General features: G+C 63.5%; 13 protein-coding genes. 8 read left to right on the forward strand and 5 right to left on the reverse strand.

Annotation, left to right across the window (positions count from 1 at the left end; genetic code table 11):
* The first annotated feature begins 436 nt into the window (after nt 1–436).
* From E0L37_RS08275 to E0L37_RS08285, 3 genes are all read left to right on the forward strand, one after another.
* Complete coding sequence (locus tag E0L37_RS08275; protein WP_133491284.1) at nt 437–1618, forward strand: acetylornithine transaminase; 1182 nt, start codon at nt 437–439, stop codon at nt 1616–1618.
* A complete protein-coding gene (gene argF / locus E0L37_RS08280; RefSeq protein WP_133491285.1) occupies nt 1615–2523 on the forward strand; it encodes an ornithine carbamoyltransferase in 909 nt (302 codons plus the stop codon). Before E0L37_RS08275 ends, argF begins: the two co-directional genes overlap by 4 nt.
* A 143-nt stretch (nt 2524–2666) precedes the next feature.
* Nucleotides 2667–3722: an ABC transporter ATP-binding protein gene (locus E0L37_RS08285; RefSeq protein WP_133491286.1), complete on the forward strand. Its 1056-nt coding sequence runs from the start codon at nt 2667–2669 to the stop codon at nt 3720–3722.
* A 171-nt stretch (nt 3723–3893) separates the two neighbouring features.
* Here E0L37_RS08285 and E0L37_RS08290 read toward each other — a convergent pair whose 3' ends face one another.
* From E0L37_RS08290 to E0L37_RS08310, 5 genes are all read right to left on the reverse strand, one after another.
* Nucleotides 3894–4997: a diguanylate cyclase gene (locus E0L37_RS08290; RefSeq protein WP_133491287.1), complete on the reverse strand. Its 1104-nt coding sequence runs from the start codon at nt 4995–4997 to the stop codon at nt 3894–3896.
* A complete protein-coding gene (locus E0L37_RS08295; protein WP_133491288.1) occupies nt 4997–6085 on the reverse strand; it encodes a diguanylate cyclase in 1089 nt (362 codons plus the stop codon). The genes E0L37_RS08290 and E0L37_RS08295 overlap by 1 nt, the downstream gene beginning before the upstream one ends.
* Nucleotides 6086–6317: 232 nt before the next feature.
* The gene (gene glpK, locus E0L37_RS08300; RefSeq protein WP_133491289.1) at nt 6318–7787 is read right to left on the reverse strand and encodes a glycerol kinase GlpK; all 1470 of its coding nucleotides are present in this window, start codon (nt 7785–7787) and stop codon (nt 6318–6320) included.
* A 196-nt stretch (nt 7788–7983) separates the two neighbouring features.
* Nucleotides 7984–9600: an ATP-binding protein gene (locus E0L37_RS08305; protein ID WP_133491290.1), complete on the reverse strand. Its 1617-nt coding sequence runs from the start codon at nt 9598–9600 to the stop codon at nt 7984–7986.
* A gap of 96 nt (nt 9601–9696) precedes the next feature.
* Nucleotides 9697–10419: a response regulator gene (locus E0L37_RS08310; RefSeq protein WP_133491291.1), complete on the reverse strand. Its 723-nt coding sequence runs from the start codon at nt 10417–10419 to the stop codon at nt 9697–9699.
* A 654-nt stretch (nt 10420–11073) separates the two neighbouring features.
* On the opposite strand from E0L37_RS08310, the gene E0L37_RS08315 reads away from it, so the two are divergent.
* From E0L37_RS08315 to mdtI, 5 genes are all read left to right on the forward strand, one after another.
* Nucleotides 11074–13950, forward strand: coding sequence for a ribonucleoside-diphosphate reductase subunit alpha (locus tag E0L37_RS08315; RefSeq protein WP_133491292.1), 2877 nt, complete (start codon nt 11074–11076; stop codon nt 13948–13950).
* Between the two features lie 142 nt (nt 13951–14092).
* The gene (locus E0L37_RS08320; RefSeq protein ID WP_133491293.1) at nt 14093–15409 is read left to right on the forward strand and encodes a ribonucleotide-diphosphate reductase subunit beta; all 1317 of its coding nucleotides are present in this window, start codon (nt 14093–14095) and stop codon (nt 15407–15409) included.
* A 137-nt stretch (nt 15410–15546) separates the two neighbouring features.
* The gene (locus E0L37_RS08325) at nt 15547–15762 is read left to right on the forward strand and encodes a hypothetical protein (RefSeq protein WP_097057801.1); all 216 of its coding nucleotides are present in this window, start codon (nt 15547–15549) and stop codon (nt 15760–15762) included.
* Nucleotides 15763–16074: 312 nt separating this feature from the next.
* Nucleotides 16075–16425: an SMR family transporter gene (locus tag E0L37_RS08330; RefSeq protein WP_133491294.1), complete on the forward strand. Its 351-nt coding sequence runs from the start codon at nt 16075–16077 to the stop codon at nt 16423–16425.
* Nucleotides 16422–16748: a multidrug/spermidine efflux SMR transporter subunit MdtI gene (gene mdtI, locus E0L37_RS08335; protein ID WP_133491295.1), complete on the forward strand. Its 327-nt coding sequence runs from the start codon at nt 16422–16424 to the stop codon at nt 16746–16748. Before E0L37_RS08330 ends, mdtI begins: the two co-directional genes overlap by 4 nt.
* Nucleotides 16749–16793: the final 45 nt, after the last annotated feature.

Raw genomic sequence — 16793 nt, forward strand, 5'->3', positions numbered from 1 at the left:
GGACGCCGGACGCCGGACGCCGGACGCCGGACGCCGGACGCCGGACGCCGGACGCCGGACGCCGGACGCCGGACGCCGGACGCCGGACGCCGGACGCCGGACGCCGGACGCCGGACGCCGGACGCCGATAATGCGAAACCATACCCAACGCCCTGGCAAGCACTAAAACGCTTTTTTTCCGCAATGCCCGCAGCCCCGGGTTTTGACTTTAGCGTCTAGCGTCTAGCGTCTAGCGTCTAGCGTCTAGCGTCTAGCGTCTAGCGTCTGGCGTCTGGCGTCTGGCGTCTGGCGTCTGGCGTCTGGCGTCTGGCGTCTGGCGTCTGGCGTCTGGCGCAGTGTGCCCGCCCGCGCGTTGCGCCACCCTTCAAGCGTGAGTATTATCGTTGGTCCACTGGCAGCCTCGGCTGCCGTTTTTATTTTCACGGACCCTAATATCATGAGCGAGCAGTTCCTGATTCCCACCTACGCGCGGCAGCCCGTCGCTTTCGTCCGCGGCGAGGGGGTATGGTTGTACGATGAGCAAGGCAAGGCATACCTGGACGCGGTGTCCGGTGTCGCCGTGTGTAATCTCGGTCACTGCCATCCGGCGGTGGTCCAGGCGATTCGCGAGCAAAGCGAACGCCTGATGCACACCTCCAACCTGTATCGTATTCCCGTTCAGGAACGACTGGCCGAACGACTGTGCCAACTGGCCGGCATGGACAAGGTGTTCTTCGGCAATTCCGGCGCCGAGGCCAACGAGGCGGCGATCAAGCTGGCACGGCTGCATGCCCGCCGCCGTGGTGTGGAAAAGCCGGTGGTGCTGGTGATGGAAGGCAGCTTCCATGGCCGCACCATGGCGACCCTGTCCGCCACCGCCAACCAGAAAGTTCAGGAAGGTTTCGGACCATTGCTGGAAGGCTTCCGCCGCCTGCCCTACGACGATCTTGACGCGGTCCGCGCGGCCGCCGATGACAATGTCGTGGCGGTGCTGGTGGAACCGGTTCAGGGCGAGGGTGGCGTCAACGCCGCCAGCCCCGGTTATCTGCAGGGGCTGCGCGAGCTTTGCGATCAACACGGCTGGCTGTTGATGCTGGACGAAATCCAGACCGGCAACGGCCGTACCGGCACCTATTTCGCCTGCCAGGCGGAGCGGATCCGTCCCGATGTTCTGACCACCGCCAAGGGTCTGGGTAACGGCTTCCCGATTGGCGCCTGTCTGGTCAGCGGCGCGGCCAGCGATCTGTTCGGCCCCGGCAATCACGGCAGCACCTTCGGCGGTAATCCGCTCGGCTGTGCGGTGGCACTGGCTGTCATCGATACGTTACAGAGCGGCGTGCTGGAGCAGGTCCGCGACAAGGGCGAGACACTGCGTGCCCGGCTGCGCGAGGCACTGTCCGGTCTGTCGCTGGTCCAGGAAGTCCGTGGCCAGGGGATGATGGTGGGGATTCAACTGGATCGTCCCTGCGGCGAGCTGGTGGACCGGGCCCGCGAAGCGGGACTGTTGATCAACGTCACCGCCGGTTCGGTGATCCGCCTGCTGCCGCCACTGATTATGAGCAACGCGGAGCGCGACCAACTGGTGGACACCCTGAGCACCGTGCTGCAACGCTACGCCAATGAGCAGGAGGCCCCATGACCCGCCATTTCCTGACTTTGCTGGACCTGACCCCGGAAGAACTGGGCTACCTGATCCAACGGGCGGTGGAACTGAAAACCATGCAGCGCACCGGCCAGTTTCATGAGCCGTTGCGCGGCAAGACCCTGGGCATGATCTTCGACAAGTCCTCCACCCGTACCCGGGTGTCCTTCGAAGTGGCCATGACCCAGTTCGGCGGCGCCAGTATTTTCCTGTCCTCCCGCGACACCCAGTTGGGCCGCGGCGAGCCGGTGGAGGATTCCGCCCGGGTGCTGTCGCGCATGGTCGACGCGGTGATGATCCGTACTTTTGATCACGGCACCGTGGAAACCTTCGCGCGGCATTCCCGGGTACCGGTGATCAACGCCCTCACCGATGATTTCCATCCCTGCCAGTTGCTCGCCGACATGCAGACCTACACCGAGCACCGTGGCGAAATCAAAGGCTGCAAGGTGGTCTGGGTCGGCGACGGCAACAACATGTGCAACAGCTACATCAACGCCGCCCGCCAGTTCGATTTCCAACTGGTGGTGGCCTGCCCGGAAGGCTTCGAGCCCGACGCCACCTTGATGGCGGACAACGCCGATCGGGTGTCGGTGGTGCGCGACCCCCGCCAAGCGGTGGCCGGCGCCCACCTGGTCACCACCGACGTCTGGGCCTCCATGGGCCAGGAGCAGGAACAACAGGAACGGGCCCGGCATTTCGCCCCTTATCAGGTGAACCCGGCACTGATGGACCTGGCCGACGAGCGGGCGCTGTTCATGCACTGCCTGCCCGCCCATCGCGGCGAGGAAGTCAGCCATGACATGCTCGACGACCCGCGCTCGGTGGTCTGGGACGAAGCGGAAAACCGTCTGCACGCGCAGAAGGCGCTGTTGGAGTTTCTGCTGCACGGCCAGCACTGACGAATTGAGGCTGGAGAACCACCGGTGTCCCGTAATTCGCTGGCACGCTCATACGCAACACGCTTGCACGCCATGCCCAAAGCCTGACGCCAGCCTGGGAGACATGAATTCACGCTGTATGCGCTCGCGGCAATGGAGCCCCCATGTCACAGCCCTTGCTGACCGTTACCGACCTGGCCTGCCAGTACGGTGAATACCGCGCCGTGAACGGCGTCAGTTTCACCCTGGAGGAAGGCCGGATCGCTTGTCTTCTGGGCCCCAGCGGCTGCGGCAAGACCACCACCCTGAGAGCGGTGGCCGGGCTGGAACCGATCCAGGCCGGCCATATCCATATCGGCGGCGAGGAAGTGGCCCGCCCGGGCTACCAACTGGCCCCGGAACGCCGGCGGCTCGGCATGGTGTTCCAGGAACACGCCTTGTTCCCGCATCTGACGGTGGCCGAGAACGTGGCTTTCGCGCTGCGTCGGGAGTCCCCCGCGCAGCGCCACGAGCGGGTCACCCAGTGTCTGCGCCGGGTGCGCCTGGAAGGGCTGGATCAACGCTACCCCCACGAGCTCTCCGGCGGCCAGCAACAACGCGTGGCGCTGGCACGCTCACTGGCTCCGCGCCCGCGCCTGTTATTGCTGGACGAACCTTTCGCCAGTCTCGATCTGGATCTGCGCCGGGCGCTGGCCGAGGAACTGGGCGATATCCTGCGCCAGGAGCAGGTGGCGGCACTGATGGTCACCCACGATCAGGAAGAGGCTTTTCTGCTGGCCGACCAGGTCGGCGTCATGCGCGCCGGCACCCTGGCCCAGTGGGACAGCCCACACCGCATCTATCACGCTCCGAGCAGTCGTTTCGTGGCGGAATTCGCCGGCTACGGTACTTTCCTGCGCGGCACCGTCACCGCCACGAGCGCGGTCAACACGGTACTGGGGGAACTGCGCGGCGGCCCCCTCCCCTGGCCCGCGGGCACCGAGGTGGACGTGCTGCTGCGGCCGGACGATCTGTTGCCGGATCCTCAGGGTACGCCTCTGATCGTGGAGAAGAGCCTGTTTACCGGCCCCACGATATTGCACCGGTTACGGCTGCCGGATGGCGGCACCTTGTTGTGCCAGACCAGCGGCCGCCGCCCACCGGCCCGGCCCGGCGAAACCCTGTCGGTGACCATGGCGCCGGAACAACTGGTGACGTTTCCTTTGCGGGAAGACGGCTAGGGCTTGGCGGTGCCGGACCGGCAGTCCCTGGCGACATGAATGTGCGTTTTATTCGCGGCCAAGGCCGCTTCCCACAGCTTACACGGGGGCTACCACGTCGCTGTGGGAAGCGAGCCTGCTCGCGAATAGCGTGTCAGCGAGCCGGTACGAGGCAGGCCTGACGCTCCGCTCTCATCCGGTACGCACCTGATTACGGCCATGGCTCTTGGCCAGATAGAGGCCGTGATCGGCGCGGGCCAGCAAGGCCTCCACGGTTTCCCCCGGCTGATAACCGGCGACTCCGGCGGACAACGTCACCGTGGCCGGCCCGCCCATATGGTCGAAACCGGCGTTGGCCCACTGCTGGCGCAGGCGTTCCACCACGCGCAAGGCACCGGCCTCGTTACTTTGCGGCAGCACCATCAGGAACTCCTCGCCGCCGAGCCGAGCCAGGTAATCCCCTTCGCGTAACAAAGCGGCGGCGTGGTCGGCAAAGGCGCGCAGTACCTGGTCGCCCCACTGATGGCCGTAGCGGTCGTTGATCGCCTTGAAGTGATCCATGTCCAGATAGCAGACCGCGAACGGGTAATGATGCCGGTCCGCCAGGCTCTTCTGATAATTCAGCACCTCGACGATGTGACGGCGGTTGAACAGCCCGGTCAGATCGTCGCGGATCGCCAGTTCCCGGCTTTGCCGTACCATTCGCGCCAGTTCCCGGTTATGCCGGCCGAGGGTCCGGCGCAGCGCGTTGACGCCGCCTCCGGTGATGGTGAAGCAACCGCTCACCGCCACGAAAGCCAGCCACTGCAGCAGCGCCGACCCCAGCTCCAGTTGCTCATCCCGGTGCTGATACAGACCCAGCAGCGCCAACCCGTAAGCGGCGCAGACCACCGCGGAGAGCAATCCCAGCGACCTTGGTTCCAACCGGAACGACAACAGCAACAGCAGCGGAAAGTACAGCAACATCACGGCGAGGCGCCCGTCCGCGGTATGGACCGCTGTCAGTAACAGCATGGCGGCCAGGGTGATGCCGGACGGAAACGACAGCGTCGGCTCCCGCCAGGCCCGGGTCAGACCGCGCTCGATCATCGCCAGGTACGGCAGCATCAGGCTCCACAGCAACACCAACGTCCACGCCAGCACCTCCCCGTCAACACGGTTATGCCCCAGCTTCCACAGCACCAACGCCACCGCGGAGTAGAACAACGCCACCGCCACCACCGAGCGGCCGTGCACCCGAAGCAAGCGGCGCTCGTTCACGGTCAGACGCCCCAACGGCTGCCAGTCCGGCTTCATCAGGCTTCCTCCAGCAACCGGTCGCGGCCAGCCTGCTTGGCCTGGTACAGCAGCCGGTCGGCGCGGGCCAGCACCTGCTCCGCCTCTTCCCCGGCACTGGCCAGGACGAGGCCGGCGGAAGCGGTGACACTCAACCCCGGCTGGTCTTCGAAGCCTTCCTTGCGCAGTGCCACCAGAATCCGTTCCACCAGTTCCCGGGCCTGCTCCCGGTGATCAACCGGCAACATCAGCAGAAACTCCTCTCCCCCCATCCGCGCCGCCAGTGCTGGCGGTTGCAGGTGGCGACGCAGTAAATCGGCGAAGCGGATCAGGACACGGTCGCCGATCAGATGACCGTATTGGTCGTTAATGGTCTTGAAGTGATCCAGGTCGACAAACACCACCGCCAGCAAATAGGCGCCACGGCGGGCCTGGCCGCAGGCCTTGGTCAACAACTCCATGGCGTGGCGACGGCCGTACAGGCCGGTCAGTTCATCGCGGATCGCCAGATCGCGGATCTGCCGTGCCATTTGCTGCAAGGCCTCATTGCGGCCGTCGATACGACGGCGGATGCCGACGATCTCCAATGCCAATACCATCATCAGCACCACCGCCAGGGTGAACAGCAGCCAGTGCTGCCACTCCACCAGGGCGTTGAAGGCGCTCGGCTCGCGGCTTTGCAGCTCCAGCAGTACCAGGGCGTAACCACCCACGCCGAGCAACGCCAGACGCACCAGTTGCCAACGGCCGACACGGAATACTCCGATTTGCAGGACGGCGAGAAAGAACACCATGACCAGCAGGCGGTGGTCACTCAGAAACAGGGCGCTGATCAACAACGCCACCGTGCTCCATACCAACACCGGTTCGGTGAAACGGCGGGCGTCCCCGCCCTTTCTCAAGGTCAGGCAGGCCAGGCTCCAGACCACCAAGTGGCCGAACCAGAGCGCCAGGAAGGTGAGGAAGAAAGCCTCCGGGGACAGCGCGAAAAAACCCCATTGCAACGCCAGCCAGCACACCAGAGTATGGGCGCCCGCGCCCAGCAGCGCCGCCAGGGACAACCGCTGGAATTCCTGTTTGTCATATCCCCGCGAAATTCTTTGAGGCATGCGCCGGGTCCCCGAATGATGGCAGGCGGGGGCCTATGCACCACACGCCGAACGCTGTTCCGGGGCCGGATCCGGGGTTGCCGGAGCCACTCAGGGCGGTATCGGCAGCAGGTATCAGGCTATTTTCCTAGAACAGCCAGGAAATGATACTGAAAGCCGATGAGACGGCCCATGCCGCCTGTGTAAAAGAAAGTCACATCCCTGGGCAGTGCCGGATCAGCCGCCCCCCCCCTCACATCACCCGACGCACCGCTGCCCGCCAGCCCTGATAACGACGCTCGCGTTCGTCCTCCGCCAACGACGGCAGGAAGGAGCGCTCGCAACGCCAGTGGTCCCCCACATGCGCCAGATCGCTGTACCAGCCACAGCCGAGCCCGGCCAGATAGGCGGCACCCAATGCGGTAGTCTCGGTCACATCGGGACGGTCCACCTGAATCCCCAACACATCCGCCAGGGTCTGGCTGAGCCAGTTGTTGACCACCATGCCACCGTCCACCCGCAACGTGGTCGGCCGCCGCCGGCAGTCCGCCGCCATTGCCTCCAGCAGATCCCGGGACTGATAGCAGACCGCTTCCAGACCGGCGGTGACCACCTCGGCAATGCCGGTGTCCCGGGTCAGCCCCAACAAGGCACCACGCGCATGGGGGTCCCACCAAGGCGCCCCCAACCCGGTGAACGCCGGCACCAGGTAAACACCACGTGAGGAACCGGCCCGGCGCGCCAGGGCCTCGGTTTCGCTGGCGTGGGAAATAAGATTGAGACCATCACGGAGCCATTGGATGGCGGCGCCGGCGACGAAGATGGAGCCTTCCAGCGCATAGCTGGTTTCGCCGCCAAGGCGGTAGCCCACCGTGGTCAGCAGACGGTTTTCCGAGGTCACCGCGGCGCCGGTGTTCATGATCATGAAGCAGCCGGTACCGTAAGTGCTCTTGACCATGCCGGGCTGGAAACAGGCCTGCCCCACCAGTGCCGCCTGTTGGTCGCCGGCGATTCCCGCCACCGTCACCGGCGCTCCCAGCAACTCCGGTGCGGTGGTGCCGAAATCACCGGCACTGTCGCGCACCTCCGGCAGCAGGGCGGCGGGGATGTCGAACAGGCGCAGCAGGGTGTCGTCCCAGCGTTGCTCATGGATATTGAACAGCAGTGTGCGAGACGCATTGGTGGCGTCGGTGGCGTGCACCTTGCCACGGGTGAGTTTCCACAACAGCCAGCAATCGATGGTGCCGAAGGCCAGATCGCCGGCCTCGGCCCGCGCCCGTGTCCCTTCCACGGTATCCAGCAGCCAGGCCAGCTTGGTGGCGGAGAAGTACGGATCCAGTAACAGGCCGGTACGCTCACGCACGGTGTCCTCATGCCCCTGATCCTTCAACTGCTGGCACAAGGCGGCGGTACGACGATCCTGCCAGACGATCGCCGGCGCCACTGGTTCGCCGGTGGCGCGGTCCCACAGCACCGTGGTCTCGCGCTGGTTGGTGATACCGATGGCCGCCAGTTGCGCCGCCTCCACCGCCGCGTTGCGCAGCGCCTGCCGACACAATGCCAGCACGTCATTCCAGATTTCCTGCGCGTCGTGCTCGACCCAGCCGTCCTGGGGGAAATGCTGCTTGAATTCCTTTTGCGCCTGCCCCACCGAGGTCCCATCGCGATCAAACACAATGGCGCGGGAACTGGTGGTGCCCTGGTCGATGGCGAGGATATACATGAGAACCCCGGAAATCAGTTGACAGTTGATAGCGGAAAAACAAAAGCAGGTGATCTTTAGCCGCTGTGTGAGCTTGCTTGCAAGCGAATGGGGTTCGCTCAAGCGTTTAGCGATATTCGCTTGCAAGCAAGCTTCCCACAGCAGTTCAGTCCCTTGTTTTTGCTGTTAACTATTCACTATTCACTGTTAATTGCCTTTATTGCCTTCCCAGCACATGCTGGCGCTGCTGTTCGCGGGGCAGGATAACCCGGAAACGGGCGCCACCCCAGTCGCTTTCCAGCACCCTGATCTCGCCGCCGTGCCAGTCGACAATGCGTTTGACGATGGATAGCCCCAGGCCGTAGCCGCCGCTGGCGCGGTGGCGGGACTGGTCCAGGCGGGCAAAGGGTTTGAACACCCGCTCGCGCTGATGCTCGGGGATCCCGGAACCGTCGTCGTCCACGTCCAGAACCACCCGTTCGGCCTCGTCTTCCAGGCGAATGGTCATGCGAACCCGCGCCTGCGCGTAGCGCAGCGCGTTGGTGACCAGATTCTGCAGGACACGATGCAAGTAGCGGGGGTCTCCGTCCACGGCCAGAACGCGGTCCCCCTCCACCTCGATCACGATGTCCCCACGAATCGTGTCCAGTTCCCCTTTCAATTGCTCGCACACTTCCACCAGATACACCGGCTGGAAATCGATGGTCGGCGTGCCCTGTTCCAACCGCGCATAGGTGAGAATCTCGTCGATCAACTGATCCAACTGATCGATATCCCGGTCCAGAGCGTCCAGCCTTTCCCGGCGGGCCTCGGCGGATTCACTGTCGGCCAGCATTTCCAACCCGAAACGCAGGCGCGCCACCGGAGTGCGCAGTTCGTGGGAGACCGCCCGGGTCATTTCCCGCTGGGCATGGATCAGACGGCGGATATGAGCGGTCATACCGTTGAAGGTAGCGGCCAGTTGGCCAATGGAATCGCCGCCACGAACATCGGCATGGGCGGTGAGATCACCGCCGCCGAGACGTTTCACCGCGCGCTCGAGATGGCGCAGGCGAGTCTGCAGCGGCCGGACCTGAAGATAGGTGGACAGTGCCACCAGGCACAGGGCCAACAGGCTGGCGACCACCAACAGTTCCCACGGAAAGGGGTCGAACAGGGTCATCGGCCCGAGCACCAACACCCGATGATCCCGGGGGATGGGCACGTACAGGTAGAGGGTGGCGTCCCGGCGGGTGCTGTCGGTGAGCAACAGCACCATCTCATTGCGATCAAGGCGCTGATACTGTTCCTCGTCCAGACCGACCTCACCCCACTCCGCCAGGGACAGCGGAAACCCGAAGTACGGCACCAGCCGGGCCAGGGACTGGGCCCGCTGCTCCGGCGTCACCGCCTTGAGGCGGTCCAGGATCAGGCCGGCGGTGGCGCGCGCCTGCTGCTCTGAGAGGCGTTCGAGACTGGTCACCAGATAGTCGTCACCGCCGGGAACGTGATACAGGACGGTGATCCGCTCGGACTCCGGGTGTTCGCGGATCACCACCCGGCCTTCGTCCAGATGCAGCCGCTCCCGATAGGTCAGACTGAGATCCGCTCCCGGGTGAATCCGCAGGGACGCGCCGAGCCGGCGGCTCATCTCCCGCAACCACTCGGCGCGGTCGGCCCCGGATTGCTCACGCAGCCCTTCCCCGAGCAGGAAGAAAGTCCCTTCCGCCATGCGCTCGCGATACTGGCCGGCACGATACTGGTTGATCAGGTCAACGCCAACATAAGTGGCCACGCCGATGATCAGCAGAGCCACCAGGATACCGCCGTAGATGCGCACGAAAATGCTGTTCAAGAAGCCTCTCCGGTTTACCCGGGCAAATGGCGCCGACAACCGTGCCCGCACCGCCGGCGCTGGTCATGGCGCGGCGGGAAAGCGGGCGCGGTGTCTTCAACCGGCACTCATTTCCTTGACGAACAGGTACCCTTTGGAACGCACCGTCTTGATGCGTTTGGGGTTTTCCGGGTCGTCGCCGACTTTCGGGCGGATCCGGGAAATGCGCACGTCGATGGAACGGTCCTGGCCGTCGTACTGGATGCCGCGAAGCTTCTCGAAGATGGTCTCCCGGGACAGCACCGTGCCGGCGTTGGAGGCCAGCAGCCAGAGCAGATCGTATTCGGCGCTGGTGAGATCCACGGATTCACCGCGCAGCGTCACTTCGCGGGCGGCGTTGTCGATCACCAGAGCGCCGAACTCAAGGCGGGCCGGCGAGTTGTCGCGCTCGTTGTCGGTTTCCACCCGCCGCAGCAGGGCGCGGATCCGCGCCAGCAATACCCGCGGTTTGACCGGTTTGGCGACGTAATCGTCGGCGCCCATCTCCAGCCCCAGCACCTGATCCATGTCGTCGGTGCGGGCGGTCAGCATCAGGATCGGCTTTTTGTACGTCCCCCTTACTTCCCGGCACACCGTCAGCCCATCCGCCCCGGGCAGCATCAAATCCAGTACCACCAGATCCGGTTGCTCGGCGCGGATCCGGCGGATCGCGTCTTCCCCATCGCGCACCACGGTAACGGCGAGGCCGTTGGATTCCAGGTATTCTCGGGTCAGGTCGGCGAGGCGGTCATCGTCCTCGACGATCATGATGGTCGGCGGGTTATCCTGCACGGTTGTCATCCCGTCGTTGTCCTTATCCGTTTCTGTTCACAAGGGACCGGGTTACCCCGGTAGTAAGCTGCCCCACCCCCAATGGCGTGGCGATATTCTTCTTTTAGCGCATACACCCCGGCGGCGGCAACCACGGCGATGTCGGCAAGATGACACAATATATGGGATAGCGGCGCTTTACCGCCAGTGCCATTTCCGGCGCCGGAAAAGACTCACAGAAGTTCACACATTATCCACAGGATTTCCCCAGGCCGGCATCTTGCAAATCCGCTCGCTCGACTATAACTTGTACCCAACAGGAAACACCAACCCAATATATTGGGTTTTGTAAAATGCCACGGCCTCTGTCATTTGGAGGTGGCTGAAGACAGCCGAAGCCCGTGGCGGGCCGGCGCCACGGGGCCGGCGGCACCTCCTCCCGCTGGGTACCCGCCCTTTTCGGGCACACAAGATATAGTGGTATCCAGGCACCATGGGCGCGGTCCGGATCCACCGGAACGTCCCGGGAAAGACGGTGAACGTGGCGCCAGGGCCGCGGCAAGCCCCGAGCAAGCAGACGGAACACGAATCAGGACACCCTGTCAGCGCCGTGACAGCGCCGCCCCGGCCAGCCGGGCCGGAACACCATACAGCATCGCACCACACTTTTACGGAGAGGGCATCATGCAAACGGAGATGAATCGCGAATCGCAACCCGACGACCGCGATGCGATCGACATCGAGGACGCGGGCGTATCCACCACCGCCCCGGGCCAGCTGCGCGTGATCAAACGCAACGGCAAGGTGGTTTCCTACGATGACGACAAAATCACCGTCGCCATTACCAAGGCGTTCCTGGCCGTGGAGGGTGGCACCGCCGCGGCCTCCTCGCGCATCCATGACACCGTCGCCCGGCTCACCGAGCAGGTCAGCGCCACCTTCAAGCGCCGCATGCCCTCCGGAGGCACCATCCACATCGAGGAAATCCAGGATCAGGTGGAGCTGGCGCTGATGCGCGGCGGCGAACACAAAGTGGCCCGGGATTACGTTCTCTACCGCGAGCAACAGGCCCGCAAACGCGCCGAGCGCGACAGCCAGTTCCCCGAGCCCACCCACCAGGTGGATCTGGCCGTGACCATGGAAGACGGCAGCCGCGCGCCGCTGGACATGGGCCGCCTGGAGCACCTGATCCGCGAGGCCTGCCGCGGTCTGGATTACGTGGACGCCGACAAGATCATCGCCGAGACCGTCAAGAACCTGTACGACGGCGTCTCCATCAAGGACGTGAACACCTCCATGGTGATCACCGCCCGCACTCTGATCGAGGTGGAACCGAACTACTCCCTGGTCACCGCCCGCCTGCTGCTGGACAAGATCCGCGCCGAGGCACTGCAATACCTGGGCGTCGGCGAGCGCGCCAACCAGGAAGAGATGGAAGCGCTGTACGGCCGCACCTTCGCCACCTACGTGGAAAAGGGCATCCAGTTCGAGTTGCTGAACCCGGAACTGGCCGACTTCGATCTGGAAAAACTGGGCGCCGCACTCAAGGGCGAACGCGATCTGCAGTTCTCCTATCTGGGCCTGCAGACCCTGTACGACCGTTATTTCATCCATCATGACGACACCCGCATCGAGTTGCCGCAGTGCTTCTTCATGCGTGTCGCCATGGGCCTGGCACTGCGCGAGGACAACCGCGAAGAGCGCGCCATCGAGTTCTACAATCTGCTGTCCAGCTTCGATTACATGAGCTCCACGCCGACCCTGTTCAACGCCGGCACCCTGCGTCCACAGCTCTCCAGCTGCTACCTGACCACGGTGCCCGATGATCTGTCCGGCATTTACAGCGCCATCCACGACAACGCCATGCTGAGCAAATTCGCCGGCGGCCTGGGTAACGACTGGACCCCGGTACGGGCGCTGGGCTCCTACATCAAGGGCACCAACGGCAAATCCCAGGGCGTGGTGCCGTTCCTGAAAGTGGTCAACGACACCGCGGTGGCGGTGAACCAGGGCGGCAAGCGCAAGGGCGCGGTCTGCGCTTACCTGGAAACCTGGCACATGGACATCGAGGAATTCCTCGAGCTGCGCAAGAACACCGGTGACGACCGTCGCCGTACCCACGACATGAACTCCGCCAACTGGATTCCGGATCTGTTCATGAAGCGGGTGGTGAACGAACAGGAGTGGACCCTGTTCAGCCCCAACGACGCGCCGGATCTGCATGATCTCTACGGTGAAGCGTTCGAGCAACGCTACAACGAATACGAGGAAATGACCCGTGACGGCCGCATCAAACATTACAAGCGTCTGCCGGCCATCAACCTGTGGCGCAAGATGCTCTCCATGCTGTTCGAGACCGGCCACCCCTGGTTCACCTTCAAGGATCCGTGCAACCTGCGCAGTCCGCAGCAGCACGTGGGCGTGGTGCACTCCTCCAACCTGTGCACCGAGATCACCCTGAACACCAACCGCGAGGAAATCGCGGTGTGCAACCTGGGTTCCGTGAACCTGGCCCAGCACATTGTCGACGGCGCCCTGGATCGCGAGAAGCTGGAACGCACCGTCAACACCGCCGTGCGCATGCTCGATAACGTGATCGACATCAACTACTACAGCGTGCCGCAGGCGGAGAACTCCAACCTGAAGCACCGTCCGGTGGGCCTGGGCATCATGGGCTTCCAGGACGCGCTGTATAAGCAAGGCATCAGCTACGCTTCCGCCGACGCGGTGGCGTTCGCCGACCAGTCCATGGAAGCGGTCAGCTACTACGCGATCCAGGCTTCCGCCGATCTGGCCGAGGAACGCGGCGCCTACCAGACCTTTGACGGTTCCCTGTGGAGCCAGGGCGTGCTGCCGATCGACTCCATCGACATCCTGGTGAAACAGCGTGGCGAGGACTACTGCAAGGTGGATCGCAGCCAGACCCTGGATTGGGACAGTGTGCGCGAAAGAGCGCGCAAGGGCATGCGTAACTCCAACGTGATGGCGATCGCGCCCACCGCCACCATCGCCAATATCACCGGCGTATCCCAGTCCATCGAGCCCACGTACCAGAACCTGTACGTGAAATCGAACCTGTCCGGCGAGTTCACCGTGGTCAACCCTTACCTGGTGAACGCGCTCAAGGAACGGGGTCTGTGGGACAACGTGATGGTCAACGACCTCAAGTACTACGACGGCTCCGTACAACCGATCGAACGGGTGCCGGCGGATCTGAAGGAGCGCTTCCGCACCGCCTTCGAGGTGGAGCCGCGCTGGCTGGTGGAGTCCGCCAGCCGCCGCCAGAAGTGGATCGATCAGGCCCAGTCCCTGAACCTGTACATCGCCGAGGCCAACGGTAAGAAGTTGGATGTGACTTACAAAATGGCGTGGCTGCTGGGTCTGAAAACCACCTATTACCTGCGCGCCATCGGCGCCACCCAGACCGAGAAGTCCACGGTCAACGACAACAAGCTCAACCGGGTATCCGCCGTGGCGGAAGAGCCGGCCCAGTTCGACAAGGCGGCGGATGTGCCGCAGGCCTGCTCCATCGACGACCCGGACTGCGAGGCGTGCCAGTAAAGACGCCGGACGCTTGACGCCCGACGCGAGACGCCAACCCCGCTTTTCTTAAGCGTCCGGCGTCAGGCGTCCAGCGTCAGGCCATTTAAGAAATGCACCACCGGTGACGCCAGGACGTCACTCTGAAAGAATGGAGAGAATCATGCTGAGCTGGGACGATTTTGATGCGCAAGAGACGCCCGCCAACAAGCAGCCCGGCGTCGCACAGCCGACGCCGCCGCAATCTGAGCCGGTACCTGAGAAAGCGGCATCTGCACCTCAAGCACCGGCAACGGGAAGTGCAGCGGATGCTGAGCCTCAACAAGACCTGCCAGGAAACGCTGCTGGCGCCACCGACGGAAGCACCGGAGAACGCGCCCTGACCGACGCCGTGGCCCGCGCTCAACAGACCGTGGCGCAGATGGACGTGGCCGAGGGCGTGGCGGAACTGGAAGGCACCGCCGGCCGCGTGCAGGTGGACGACAAACGCATGATCAACTGTCGCGCCGACCTCAACCAACTGGTCCCCTTCAAGTACGACTGGGCCTGGCAAAAATACCTGGATGGCTGTGCCAACCACTGGATGCCCCAGGAAATCAACATGAACGCCGACCTGGCGCTGTGGAAGCGTGGCGACGGTCTGACCGAGGACGAGCGCCGCATCATCAAGCGCAATCTCGGCTTCTTCTCCACCGCCGATTCCCTGGTGGCGAACAATCTGGTACTGGCCATCTACCGGCTGATCACCAATCCAGAGTGCCGCCAGTACATTCTGCGTCAGTCCTTCGAGGAAGCGATTCACACCCATGCCTACCAGTACTGCATCGAGTCCCTGGGCATGGATGAAGGCGAGATCTTCAACATGTACCGGGAAATCCCCTCCGTGGCCAAAAAGGCTCAATGGGGCATCCAGTACACCCGCGAGCTGTCCGACCCGGAATTCAAGACCGGCACGCCGGAAACCGACAAGGCGCTACTGCAGAACCTGATCGCGTTCTATTGCGTACTGGAAGGCATCTTCTTCTACTGCGGTTTCACCCAGATTCTGTCCATGGGTCGCCGCAACAAGATGACCGGCGTGGCCGAACAGTTCCAATACATCCTGCGTGACGAGTCCATGCACGTGAACTTCGGCGTCGACGTGATCAACCAGATCAAGCTGGAAAACCCGCACCTGTGGGACCAGGCCATGCGTGACAAGGCCACCCAGATGATCCTGGAAGGCACCGAGCTGGAGATTCAATACGCCCGCGACACCATGCCCCGTGGCGTGCTGGGCATGAACGCCGCGATGATGGAAGAGTACCTGCAGTTCATCGCCAACCGCCGTCTCACCCAGTTGGGTCTCCCCGAGCAGTTCAAGGGCGTCAGCAACCCCTTCCCCTGGATGAGCGAGATCATGGATCTGCGGAAAGAGAAGAACTTCTTCGAAACCCGGGTCACCGAATATCAGGTCGGTGGAGCGCTGAGCTGGGATTGAGTCCGCTCCGGGCACTGTGCTGACATTTCGAATCGACCGCGGCCCCCTGGGCCGCGGTCGATGTCCGATAGCCGGCTTCGCATTGTTTCTCCGGCAATGCTTTGGCACCATAAGCACAACCCTTCCCGGAGGCGTGAATGAGCGACCACGAAGATTACGACGGCCATGATAAACAGGAAGCCCGCGAATTGCTCGATACCATTGAGCAGGTGGAAGAAGCTCTGACGGTGATGAGCACCGTGGTGGCCCAACTCAAGGAACAGGTGGCTTCCCACCTGGAAGACGAAACCGAGGAACTGACCGCCGAGGAATTCCTCGAACGCTGCGAGAATCTGGGCGGCACCTGGCACTGACTCCGTCAGGCCGTCCCAAGCGGCCTGTCCGGTTCCTTTCTCCGCGGGGTGCTTCCCGCCGTCCTGGCGCTGTCTGGCGGTTTTTTATTCCGCGACTTATAATCCCTTCACCATGTCTCCCCTGTTTGCTTTGCGGCTTCCGCCGCTCAACCACGCCATCCACAGTGAGTTGTGCTGGCGCCACTATCTGTAGGTCTCCTCACGACTGACGGCCGATCGCCCCTGCCCGGGCGGCTTTGACGGCCCTTCCCTGATACCTCTTTTCCAATTTCCCGGAACCGATCCGGGCTGTTCCATCATGGAGACCCGACCATGAATCCGTGGTTGTTCCTGCTGGCCGCCATCGTCACCGAGGTGATGGGGACCAGCGTAATGAAACTGGCCAGCGGCGAAGCGCCGATCACCGGTCACCTGGCCATGTATGTTCTGATCACCCTGTCCTACTACTGCCTGGCGCGGGCGGTGGAACATATTCCCCTGGGCGTGGCCTACGCCCTCTGGGAAGCCCTTGGGCTACTGCTGATCGCCCTGGTGGGGCTGACCCTGTTCGCCGAGTCCTTGTCCCTCTGGCAATGGCTCGGCATGCTGCTGTTGTTGAGCGGCATCGCCCTGCTCAAGGTTGGCGCCCGCGATTCGGCCGATGAGCAGGGGGAGGCATCATGAGCCCGACTCTGATCGCGCTGTGCTGGTTGCTCCTGGCCGTGGTGCTGGATGTGGTCGCCAACGTCATGCTCAAGTACTCGCGGGGTTTCCGCCGCCGCGTGCCGGCCTTGTTGTCCATTGTCTGTGTGCTGGCCGCCTTCACCGCCCTGGCGCAATCCGTGCGCCACCTGGATCTGGCGGTGGCCTATGCCCTGTGGGGCGGCTTCGGCATTCTCGCCACGGTCACCGCCGGCGCGGTGCTGTTCGGCCAGCGCCTCGGCGGCCTGGGCGTATTGGGGATCGTCGTATTGCTGACTGGTCTGGCATTGCTCAAATTTGGTTAAACCGGCGCTGATTGGATAATCCGATGACATCCATCAGCCAATCCA

Source organism: Alcanivorax sp. 24 (assembly GCF_004360225.1).
In the GTDB taxonomy this organism is placed as follows: Bacteria; Pseudomonadota; Gammaproteobacteria; order Pseudomonadales; family Alcanivoracaceae; genus Alloalcanivorax; species Alloalcanivorax xiamenensis.